Genomic DNA, 10764 nt, shown 5'->3' on the forward strand with positions numbered 1-10764 from the left:
TCCGCATGTCACGGAAAAGCCGGCGGGTCCGCCGCCGGCTCGTCCGGGTTCGTCCTATCCGCCCGTCGTGTAGAGCACGAGGCGAGCCTGTTGAAGCATTTTGACGTCAGTAGGACACGAGGAGCGACTTGCCCGTTTCCCCGAAGTCCGGCTTCACGTCGAGGAACGTCGCAGCGCGGCGCACGATGTTGCCGACCATCGGCGCGGCATTGTAGCCGGCCGTCGCCGCGTACTTGCCCTCTTCCTTCTTGGGCTCGTCGATGATCGAGAGCACGAGATAGCGTGGTTTCTCGATCGGGAAGGCGCCGACATAGGCGTTGAAGCGCATGTCCTTGGAGTAGCGCCCGGCGACGACCTTCTCGGCCGTGCCCGTCTTGCCGCCGACGTGGTAGCCGGGCGGGTTGGCGCTCTTGCCCGAGCCCGACACGCCGTTGATCTTGAAGATCTCGCGCATCTCGGCCGAGGTCTGATCCTTCAGCACCTTCACCTTGATCGCGTCGGCCTCTTCCTTCGTGCGCGGCAGGAAGGTCGGCGGCACGTACCAGCCGTCGTTGACGATGGCGGCCGCGGCCGCCGCCGTCTGCAGCGGCGTCGTGGACACGCCGTGGCCGAAGGCGATGGTCATCGAGTTGATCTTCTTCCACTGCTTGGGCTGGGAGGGCATCGCCGTCTCCGGCAGTTCCGTCTTGACGCGCGACAGGAGCCCCATGCGCGTCAGGAACTCCTTGTGTCCCTCGATGCCGACGAGGTCCGCCTCGCGCGCCGAGCCGACGTTGGAGGAGTACTCGAAGATTTCGGGCACGGAGAGCGGGCGGCCCTTGCCGTGGAATTCCTTAATGGTGAAGCCGGCGACGCGGAAGGGCGTCGTCGAGAAGACGTCGTTGTAGCGCACGAGACCGGAGTCCAGCGCCATCGCGGTGGTGAAGATCTTGAAGGTCGAGCCCATCTCGAACGTGCCGGCCGAGATGCGGTTGAGATTCTCCTTCTTCAGCGCGTCGGCCGGGAAGTTCGGATCGTAGTCGGGCAGCGACGCCATGGCGATGATCTCGCCGGTCTGGATGTCCATGACGAGGCCGCCGGCGGCGATCGCCTTGTACTTGGCCATGGCAGCGACCAACTCGTCGCGCACGATGTGCTGCACGCGCAGGTCGATCGACAGCTTCACCGGCTCCAGCTTGTCGTTGCCGGCAAAGCCCAGCGAGCTGAGGTCGCGGAAGCCCGCGTCGTCGACATACTTCTCCATGCCGGCGATGCCCTGGTTGTCGACGTTGGTCACGCCGACGATGTGGGCTGCGGTCGGGCCGCCGGGATAGAAGCGCTTCTTCTCGGTCCGGAAGCCGATGCCGGGAATGCCGAGCGCCATGATCTCCTGCTGCTGGCGCGGCGTCAGCTCACGCTTCAGCCAGGCAAACCCCGCCTTGGACGAAAGGCGCGCATGGAGAACCTTCGGATTGAGGTCCGGAAGCACGGTGAGGAGGGATTCCGTCGCCTCGTCGGCGTCGACGATGCGGCGCGGCTCGGCGAAGAGCGAAGCGGTCTTGATGTCGGTCGCCAGCACCTCGCCGTTGCGGTCGATGAGGTCGGGGCGCGTGATCGGCCCCTGCCCCGCCGCCGAGCGATAGGTGTCGTTCGGATCGGACTGGGTGCCAAGATAGACGAGACGGCCGCCGATCACGAGGTAGATGGCGCAGAACAGGCCCGTCGCGATCAGGAAGCGCGGCTTGTTGCGCGGCGCCTCGACGCGCCGGCGGCGGAGCCCCGTGGCTGCAACCGGCGGCGTCGCGCCGGGTGCCTTGGCGATGGTGGAAAGAAGGGTCCGCAGCGCTTTCATCGAATGCGTCCCTGGCTGGCGGAAGCGATCTTGGAAGCGTGCGCGGCTTCTTCCGGCGCCGGCGGAGCAGGCACCGCCGGAAGCTGGTTGGGCTCCACGATCTGCTGCGGCTCGACCGGCTTCAGCTCGAGCACGGCATCGAAGTTGCGTGCGAGCGCCTCCAGGCGGAACGGCTGGTTCAGGAGGCTCCAGTCGGCCTCGAGAAGCTGCATCGTCTCGCGCTCCTGCGCGATCTTGCGATCGAGCAGAAGGACCTCGTGCTCGAGGGATTCGGCCTGATACTTCTGGCCGAAGGTCCAGGTCGCAGCGACGAGGACGATGGCGACGAGGAGGACGTCGAGCGTCTTCAGCATGGTTCAGGCAGCTCCGGACGGCGGCAGGTCCGCAAGGGATGGCAGATCGACGAAGGCCGTCGCCTCCGAGTCCCGCCGGGGCGGCAACGCGGTTCGGACGGCGGCCCGCAACTTGGCCGACCGGGCGCGGGGATTGAGAGCGATCTCCCCCTCGTCGCCGGTTACGGCTTTGTTGCGAGCGTCGAATGTGACGTCCCTATGCTGAACATCCGGTAAATGGCGCGAACCTGACGCCGCCTCGGAGCGGTCGCGCAGGAAGCGCTTCACGATGCGATCCTCCAGCGAATGGAAGGTGACGACGACGAGGCGCCCGCCGGGCTTCAGAACATGCTCGGCGGCGACGAGCGCGCGCACGAGTTCGCCGAGCTCGTCGTTCACGAAGATGCGCAGCGCCTGGAAGGTGCGTGTCGCGGGATCGATCCGGTCCTTGTGCGAGCGGCCGACGACCTTGCCGATCAGCCCCGCGAGATCAAGGGTACGCTCGAACGGGCGCTCGGTGCGGCGCGCCTCGATGGCGCGCGCGATGCGGCCCGCCTGGCGCTCCTCGCCGAGAAAGTTGAGGATGCGCGCGAGATCGCCGACCTTCAGCCGGTTCACGACATCGGCCGCGCTCGGCCCCGATCGGCTCATGCGCATGTCGAGGGGCCCGTCCTTCTGGAACGAGAAGCCGCGATCCGCATCGTCGATCTGCATGGAGGAAACGCCGATATCGAGCACCACGCCATCGAAGGGAGGCTCGCCGCGCTCGGCGGCAATGGCGCGCAGATCGCCGAAACGGCCGGGATGCAGCGCAAGGTTCGGATAATGATCGAGCAAGGGCTGCGCCCCCGCAATGGCGGTCGGATCGCGATCGATGCCGAGAACATGGGCCCCGCGGTCAAGCAGGGCCGCCGAATAGCCGCCCGCTCCGAACGTGCCGTCCACGAAGCGCTCGCCCGGCTTGGGGTCGAGCGCGGCGAGAACGGGGTCGAGAAGCACCGGAACGTGGCGGACCGGTCCGCCACCGGCCGGCACGAAGGCCTGGCCGTGGTCCGCCATCATTCCGGTGTACTCTCGAACGCGCCTCGGCCCTGGCGACGCGCGGTGAGCCGCGCCCTCGCTTCCGCCCGATAGGCCTCGAACTGGGATGGCTCCCAGAGTTGGAAGAAGTGGTTGCGCCCGACGAAGACGACGCGATCCTTGATGCCCGTATGCGAGCGGATGAAATCGGAAACCATGATCCTCCCCTCCCCATCGAACTTCAGGAATGCCCCGTCGCCATAGGCGAAGAGCGACATGTCGGCGTAGTCCTCGCCGAACGGATCCTCGGCAGCCATTCGCGCCTCGTAGCGCTCCAGGAGATCCATGCCGCCGACGTCGATCGCCGGATGCCCGATCGCATGGAGAGCGTAGAGGTCCCGAACGCCCCGCGCGGCCAGAACCTGGCGGAAATGAGCTGGGACCGACACGCGACCCTTGGCGTCAATGTTGTTGATCGCGTTGGAAAGAAATCGTTCCACCCGTCGCGAACCCCGACCTCGCCTCTATCCCGACCCTCTCATCCGCCTGCCGCTCCACCCGCTCGCGGCACACGGATACCCCACCGAACAACCAAGGGTTGCGCAGTTTGCTCGATCTCGAATGGACCGAACGGGCGTCGGATGTGCGTAGAAATCGGTGCTGAACAAGCGTTCGAATCTGGGGTTTGGGATACCATGGGCGGATATGGGGGTCAATGGGAATGCGTCCCCCAGACCTGCCAGCCGGACGCTACGTCAAGCAGGATTGCGCTCGGAAAAACCGAACGTTCTCAGATGGTTAATAATCTGTGTACGGGGCCGACCGAGTTCGCCGCGTTGCAACAAAGCCGCGCAGAAAATGTTTGCGAAACAGGGGGTTGTCGCGGCCTTGCTTTAGGCCAAAAGCCAGCGAAATATCGTCTGGCTATCGATTTCCGGTCGTTGGCATCGCGGACCGCCCGTCACCCGACGGTTGCGGTGGGAAACCATCCCATTGTGGACAGGGTCGAGGGCCAGCCGGCCTGTAAGCCGGGTTCTGTGCGACGGCAAAAGCCGTGCGGCGACCATTCCTCTGGGACGCCGCTCGCGCGGCGCCTCAAGCAACCTACCCGGACGACTGGCCCGGAGCGGGCCGGCGGTTTCCCGCCACGTCGTCCCTATTCGGTCTTGCTCCCGGTGGGGTTTACCATGCCGCGACCGTTGCCGGCCGCGCGGTGGGCTCTTACCCCACCCTTTCACCCTTACCCCGCGGCCCGAGGGCTGCGAGGCGGTCTGCTCTCTGTGGCACTGTCCCTGGGGTCACCCCCGCCGGGCGTTACCCGGCACCGTTCCTCCTTGGAGCCCGGACTTTCCTCCCCCGCCGCCTTTCGACGATTGCGGGAGCGGCCGCCCGGCCGGCTGGCAGGGCGCGGTGTCGCCCGGACACCAGGTCCTGTCAAGGGAGGCCGCGATCAGAGGGAAGCGAGCACCGTCTTGACCTTCTCGCAATAGCGGGCCGAGGTCGGGTTCATGCGCTTGGAATAGTGGCCGGCATTGTACTTCAGGATGGTGCCGCAGAGCGTGCCGCCCCCGCGACGCTCGGCACCCGCCAGATACTTCATGCCGTACTTGATGTTGACGGCCGGGTTGTAGAGCGCCTTGGCGTCACCGTCGAAACCCATGTCGCGCGCCGTGGCGGGCTTGATCTGCATCAGCCCGATCTCCCCGGCTCGCCCGGTCACCTCGACCCGGTAGTTGCTCTCGACGGAGACGATGGCATGAGCAAGTTCCAGAGGCACGTCGTTGGCCGCGGCCTCGCGGGCGATGATGTCGGCGAAGGGGCGCCCGGAAAGGGTGTCGTCGGAGTCCTCGGCCGCGTCGGCCGGCTTCTGCTCGGAAATGGATGGTTCGGCGACGGGCGCCAGGGACGTGGATGAAGCGGTATCGGCTTGAACGGCAGAAATCTGGGCAAGCAGAAGCGTCGCGGCGCAAGCCGCGGCAGGCAGTCGGTTCATTTTGGTTCCGTGGATTGTCGGCGCGCACGTCGAACGGACGCGCGGCCGTCCCCCTCATGAGCCGCCCGGATACGCGGCGGCGATGACGGCTGAGCTTTTGCAGGAGCAATCGACCGCCAATGTGTCGGCTCGATCACGGAACATTAACGAATGAAATAGTTCGGGACGACCGTAAGTCGGCCATATATCCTTCAGCCGAGGGTCGGCAGGCTCGTCAGCAGACGGTGAAGGGTCGTGATCGAACCCATGTCGGCGATGCCGTCGACACGGCTCGGCCGGAAATGCCTCTGAAAGGCAAACGTATTCGAACGCGTTGCCTCATCGAAGGTTCCGTTGATTTCCTGCAGATATCCGTAGGCTGCCAGAAGGCCCTGGTAGGCCTCCACGGGCTGACCTCGATCGCCCAGCGTCAGGAAGCGCCCGCCAGTGGCCTTCGCGGGCTCGGTCCAATGGCCAACCCCCGATCGGAAAAGTTGATCCCAGGGGAACAGCTCGCCGGGATCCTCCTTGCGTGTCGGCGCGACATCGGAGTGTCCGAGCACGTTGCGTGCAGGAATTGCCCAGCGCGCGACACAATCGCGACACAATCGAATAACCGCATCGATCTGCGCGGCGGGGAAGGCGCGGTAGCCGTGCTCGTGCCCGGGATTGACGATCTCGATGCCGATCGAGCGGGAGTTCACATCGTCCCGCCCACGCCACCACGAGACGCCCGCGTGCCACGCACGGCGCTCCTCCGGCACGAGCTGGACGATGCGGCCGTCCTCTTCGACGAAATAGTGGGAGGAGACCTGCGCCTCCTCACCCGACAGCCGTTCCAACGCCGTCGCGCCGCTTTCCATGCCGGTGTAGTGCAGGAGCAGGATCTCGGGTCTGGCACCGCCGCGCCGGGCATCGTGATTGGGCGCGGCGATGGTCTCGGTGACGACGGAACTGTCCGGCCTCATGTCATCGCGACCCGGCCGACCAGCGACCAGGCGGCATTGATCGCCTTCATGCGCTCGGTCGCGATCGCCATGAACTCGTCCGGAACGCCGCGCGCCGCGAGGCGGTCGGGGTGGTTCTCCTTGACGAGTTCGAGATAGCGCCGGCGGATCGCCTCCGGCGGATCGGTGGGGCGCACCCCGAGGACGGCGAAGGCCCCCTCCGGTCCGCTCTGGATATGGCGCGCCTTGACGCCCTCGAACTCGGTCTCCGTCATTCCGAAGATCTCGGCGACGCGCGCCAGGAACTCCAGCTCGCGCTCGTGGATGGTGTCGTCGGCGCCGGCGATGTGGAACAGCCCGTCGAGCACGTCGGCAAGGAGCGCGCAGTTGCCGGGGCCGCCGTCGCATAGGCCCCGCATCTTGGCCGCATAGATCTCGAAGCCGGCCGTGTCCCGCTTGGCGAGGTCGTAGAGGCGGAAAACGTTGCCGACCTCTTCGGGTGGGATCTTGAAGATCTCCTGGAAGGCCCGGATTTCCCTCTGCGTGACGACGCCGTCGGCCTTGGCCATCTTGGCCGAGAGCGCGATCATGGCGACAGAGAAGGCCACGCGCCGCCGCGTCTCGCGGTCGCCGGAATAGGCGGTGCGCACGCGTTCCACGATGGCCTCGATCGCTTCGGCGCCGGAGACGGCGATGTCGCGGAAGAGTTGGGCAAGCGTCGAGAAGATGGACATGGAAGCCGGGTCCTGCAGCCGGTCGGGGCGAATCCACGTCGTTCTATCCGATGAACGACGGCTGCCGAAAGTGCCGGTGGTCGAGCTCGCCTTCCGGAGGCGCACGAAAAAGGCCCGCGCGAATGGAGCGCGGGCCCGTTTTCCGGTCGGATGAACGCCTTACTGCGTCGTGGTGGTGCCGGTGCCCGTGGTTCCGGTCGCTGGCGTCGTGGCCGTGCCGGTTGCCGGAGCCGGCGTCGTCGCGGTGCCGGTCGCGGGCGTGGTGGTCGTCGCGGCGGGGGTGGTGGACGAGCTGTTGTTGTCCGAGCACGCGCCAAGCGCGAGCATGGACAGGGCGCCGATGGCGAGGGTCAGGGAACGCATGGATCGTCTCCGTTGATTGAACTCCCCATCCAAACGATCGGAACGCCGATGGGTTCAATGCAAGAGGGATCACGCATGGAGTCGTGATGTTTCACAGATCATCATCGCTTCGTGAGAAGCCCTGGGATACAGTTTGGGACAAGCGTCGCCTTCGAAGGTCCGGACCGCACTGGCCCCTCGGCCGGCAACGGGAAGACGCATGCGCGCCATCATCGATCTCCTGTCGCGGGCCGCCTCCGGCTCGCGCATCCCGGCTCTCATTGGAGCGACGCTTCTTCTGGCGGCATGCCGGAGCGCTTCGCTCGACCCGGGCGATCTCGGACTGACCGGCGTCGCTGGCTCGGCGCCGCATCACTATCCCGTCCACGGCATCGACGTGTCGAAGTACCAAGGCAAGATCGACTGGGACACGGTGCGCGCGGGCGGCGTCGCCTTCGCCTACATCAAATCCACCGAAGGCGGCGATCGTGTCGACTCGGCCTTCCGGCGCAACTGGGACGCGGCCGGTGCGGCCGGCGTTCCGCGCGGCGCCTACCATTTCTTCTACTGGTGCCGGCCCGGCATCGAGCAGGCGCGTTGGTTCATCCAGAACGTGCCGCGCGACGCGGCAGCCCTGCCTCCGGTGCTCGATGTCGAGTGGACGCCGGACTCGCCCACCTGCACGCGGCGCCCGCCCCGCGACGAGATGGTGCGCGAGATGACCGCCTTCATGGACGCGCTGGAGAAGCACTACGGCGTTCGGCCGGTGATCTACGCGCCGATCGACATCCATCGCGACCGTCTGATCGGCACCTTCCCGAAGCATCAGTTCTGGCTGCGCGGCGTGAAGGACCATCCGAGCGTCAACTACGACAGCCGCCCCGACTGGCGGTTCTGGCAGTGGACCGCGACCGGAACCGTGCCGGGCGTCTCCGGCGATGTGGACCGCAACGCCTTCTCGGGCACGAAGGCCGACTGGGACGCCTGGCTCAAGGCGCACCGCCCTTCCGCCTGACGTTCCTCAAAGCGCCCCATTTGGCCCGTCAAAGGCGGCGCATCCCTATTCGAACCGGAGCGACGCACCCGCCATGGCCCTTTCCTTCACATCGCTGGCGCTCGCCTCGACCCTTCTCGTCGCCGGCGTTTCCGGCGCAGCCGCCCAGGGCGCGCAGTGCGGCGGCGACTGGAACCAGTTCATGGCGGGCGTGAAGACCGAGGCGCTGGCCAAGGGCCTTTCGGCGGCCGGCATCGACCGTGCGCTTGGCAACGTGCGCCAGGACCAGAAGGTGCTGTCGCGCGACCGCGGCCAGGCCGTGTTCCAGCAGGAATGGAGCCGCTTCCAGGGCCGCATGGTCAACAAGGATCGGCTGGCGCGCGGCCAGGCGCAGCTGAAGAAATACGCCTCGACCTTCCGCGAAGTGGAAGCCGCGACTGGCGTGCCGGGCCCGGTGATCGCGAGCTTCTGGGGCCTCGAGACCGATTTCGGCGCGGTGCTCGGCGACTTCGACACCCTCTCGGCGCTCGCCACCCTTGCCCACGACTGCCGCCGTCCCGAAATCTTCCGCCCGCACCTGATCTCGGCGATCGAGCTGGTGGACAAGGGGTACCTGCGCCCCGACCAGATGCGCGGCGCCTGGGCGGGCGAGCTCGGCCAGACGCAGATGCTGCCCGAGGACTACATCGCCTTCGGCACCGACCAGGACGGCAACGGCCAGATCAACCTCCTGACCGACGTGCCGGACGTCCTGATGACGACGGGCAAGTTCATCCAATCGATGGGCTGGCAGCGCGGCCAGCCATGGCTGGAGGCGATCCGCGTGCCGGCGGACTTTCCCTTCGACCGCGCCGCGCTCGTCAACAAGGAGCCGCGCCGCGAATTCGCCGCGCTCGGCGTCACCAAGTCCGACGGCTCGCCGCTAGAGCGCGACGATGTGCCGGCTTCGATCATCCTACCGCAGGGCAAGGGCGGCCCGGCCTTCCTCGCCTTCCCGAACTTCGACATCTACCTGCAGTGGAACAACTCGCTGACCTACTCGCTGACCGCCGCCTATTTCGGAACGCGGCTGGCGGGCGATCCGGTGGTGGACATGGGCAACCCGCAGCCCGGCCTCGACGGCGACCAGATGAAGGTCCTGCAGAACAAGCTCGTCGCCCTCGGCTACGACGTCGGCAAGGTCGACGGGATTCTGGGCGCCAACACGCGCGCGGCGGTGGCGACCGAACAGGGCAAGCGCGGCTTCGCGCCGGACGGCTGGCCGACGGCGCCATTCCTCGCCGCCTTGAACTGATCCGCAAGGGCGGGCCGCGAAGGCCCGCCCCTTTCCGCGTCAGGGCCGGACGAGGACCTTGCCGACCTTTCCGGGCGCGAGCGACGCCGTGACGGCGCGCCCGATCTCGGCCAGCGGCACGATCTCCTCCGCTTCCAGCTTCAGCTCGCCCTTGGCGACGCGCGAGACGAGTTCGCCCATCAGGCGCTTGCGGTCTTCGGCCGAGACGGCCGGACCGACCTTGGCGCCCCAGAACCCCTTGACCACGATCTGCTTGAAGATCAGCGCACCGGACGGGATGCGCATCGGCTCGCCGGTCATCGAGCCGAAGCAGACCAGCGTGCCGCCTTCGCCCAGGATGTCGGCGAGATCGGCCGCCGCCTCGCCGCCGACGGATTCGACGCCGGCCTTGATCGGCTGGCCACCCGTCACTTCGCGCACCTTGTCCTTCCAACCCTCGTTCTCCGTCGAGACCGCGTTGCGGATGCCGGCGGCCTCGAGTTCGCGGACGCCCTCGTCGCGGCGCACGAGGCTGACGACATGGATACCGCGCGCTTCGGCCAACACCGCCAGCATGCGCCCGACCGCGCCGTTGGCCGCGTTCTGGGCGATCCACTCGCCTGGCCTTGCGCCCAGCGACTCCAGAAGCGTGATGGCGCTGAAGGGCATGGCGATCAGTTGCGCGGCCGCCTCGTCTCCGATCGCGTCCGGCACCGGCATGACGCCGCCGGCCTTGGCGATGAAGGCCTCGGCCCAAGTGCCGTGGACCCCGGCGGCGCTCACGCGCTGGCCGACCATGGCGCCGTCGACGCCCTCGCCCACCGCCTCGATCGTGCCGACGGCCTCGGAGCCGCCGATCGCCGGCAGCTCGGGCTTGTAACCGTAGGTGCCGCGCACCGTCCAAAGGTCGTGATTGTGGATCGGCGAGAGGATCGTGCGCACCCGCACCTCGCCGGGGCCGGGCTCGGGCAGCGGGCTGTCGCCCAGTTTCAGGACGTCGGCTGGATCGCCGAACCGGTCGTGGATCGCGCTTTTCATGACGTCATTCCCGTTTCGCGTTGTGAGAAGGAAACGCGGGAAATGGGACGTCGGCCGGGAGAACCAAGGTCGGGACACGGCAAGGCACCCGCACCGTCACAGGCGGCCGGGGTGATGGGGTCTTCCGTGGTGTCGCCCCGGATGGAACGGGCGACGGGCCGCCGGAGGCGAACCTTCTGGGGTAGTTCGTTAGAGTGGTCCGCCTCCGGCGACCCGCGCGGTGGTTGCGGTTCGGCAGGGTGTGCGAGACCCCGCCATGGAGCTTCTCCGGTTGCCCGCCA

11 protein-coding genes and 1 other RNA gene are annotated in these 10764 nt (G+C 67.2%); 2 read left to right on the plus strand and 10 right to left on the minus strand.

Annotated features, from left to right (window positions below; genetic code table 11):
* Positions 1 to 106: 106 nt before the first annotated feature.
* The 9 genes from AUL34_RS00435 to AUL34_RS00475 form a co-directional block, all read right to left on the minus strand.
* Entirely contained in the window at positions 107 to 1831 is a 1725-nt protein-coding gene (locus AUL34_RS00435) for a penicillin-binding protein 2 (RefSeq protein ID WP_061929535.1), read from the minus strand.
* Positions 1828 to 2184, minus strand: coding sequence for a hypothetical protein (locus AUL34_RS00440; RefSeq protein WP_061929538.1), 357 nt, complete (start codon positions 2182 to 2184; stop codon positions 1828 to 1830). Before AUL34_RS00440 ends, AUL34_RS00435 begins: the two co-directional genes overlap by 4 nt.
* Positions 2185 to 2187: 3 nt before the next feature.
* Positions 2188 to 3225: a 16S rRNA (cytosine(1402)-N(4))-methyltransferase RsmH gene (gene rsmH / locus AUL34_RS00445; RefSeq protein WP_061929541.1), complete on the minus strand. Its 1038-nt coding sequence runs from the start codon at positions 3223 to 3225 to the stop codon at positions 2188 to 2190.
* Complete coding sequence (mraZ, locus tag AUL34_RS00450; protein WP_061929544.1) at positions 3222 to 3683, minus strand: division/cell wall cluster transcriptional repressor MraZ; 462 nt, start codon at positions 3681 to 3683, stop codon at positions 3222 to 3224. Before mraZ ends, rsmH begins: the two co-directional genes overlap by 4 nt.
* A gap of 508 nt (positions 3684 to 4191) precedes the next feature.
* Positions 4192 to 4584, minus strand: an RNA gene (rnpB, locus tag AUL34_RS00455) — RNase P RNA component class A.
* A gap of 49 nt (positions 4585 to 4633) precedes the next feature.
* Entirely contained in the window at positions 4634 to 5176 is a 543-nt protein-coding gene (locus AUL34_RS00460; protein ID WP_082653046.1) for a lytic transglycosylase domain-containing protein, read from the minus strand.
* A gap of 191 nt (positions 5177 to 5367) precedes the next feature.
* On the minus strand, positions 5368 to 6123 hold the full coding sequence (locus tag AUL34_RS00465) for an N-acetylmuramoyl-L-alanine amidase (RefSeq protein WP_061929548.1): 756 nt from the start codon (positions 6121 to 6123) through the stop codon (positions 5368 to 5370).
* Positions 6120 to 6836, minus strand: a complete 717-nt coding sequence (locus tag AUL34_RS00470; protein WP_061929552.1) for a DnaJ family molecular chaperone — start codon at positions 6834 to 6836, stop codon at positions 6120 to 6122. Before AUL34_RS00470 ends, AUL34_RS00465 begins: the two co-directional genes overlap by 4 nt.
* A gap of 159 nt (positions 6837 to 6995) precedes the next feature.
* Positions 6996 to 7199, minus strand: a complete 204-nt coding sequence (locus AUL34_RS00475; RefSeq protein WP_061929554.1) for a hypothetical protein — start codon at positions 7197 to 7199, stop codon at positions 6996 to 6998.
* Positions 7200 to 7398: 199 nt separating this feature from the next.
* Between AUL34_RS00475 and AUL34_RS00480 the strand changes: the two genes are divergently transcribed.
* Together AUL34_RS00480 and AUL34_RS00485 are read left to right on the plus strand one after the other, a co-directional pair.
* Positions 7399 to 8193 (plus strand): GH25 family lysozyme, encoded by a 795-nt coding sequence (locus AUL34_RS00480; protein WP_061929557.1) that lies wholly within the window; start codon positions 7399 to 7401, stop codon positions 8191 to 8193.
* 73 nt (positions 8194 to 8266) lie between these two features.
* Positions 8267 to 9466: a lytic murein transglycosylase gene (locus tag AUL34_RS00485; RefSeq protein ID WP_061929560.1), complete on the plus strand. Its 1200-nt coding sequence runs from the start codon at positions 8267 to 8269 to the stop codon at positions 9464 to 9466.
* Positions 9467 to 9505: 39 nt separating this feature from the next.
* Here AUL34_RS00485 and AUL34_RS00490 read toward each other — a convergent pair whose 3' ends face one another.
* The gene (locus tag AUL34_RS00490) at positions 9506 to 10483 is read right to left on the minus strand and encodes a zinc-binding dehydrogenase (RefSeq protein ID WP_061929565.1); all 978 of its coding nucleotides are present in this window, start codon (positions 10481 to 10483) and stop codon (positions 9506 to 9508) included.
* Between the last annotated feature and the right edge of the window lie 281 nt (positions 10484 to 10764).

The organism is Aureimonas sp. AU22 (genome assembly GCF_001463745.1).
Taxonomy (GTDB): Bacteria; Pseudomonadota; Alphaproteobacteria; order Rhizobiales; family Rhizobiaceae; genus Aureimonas.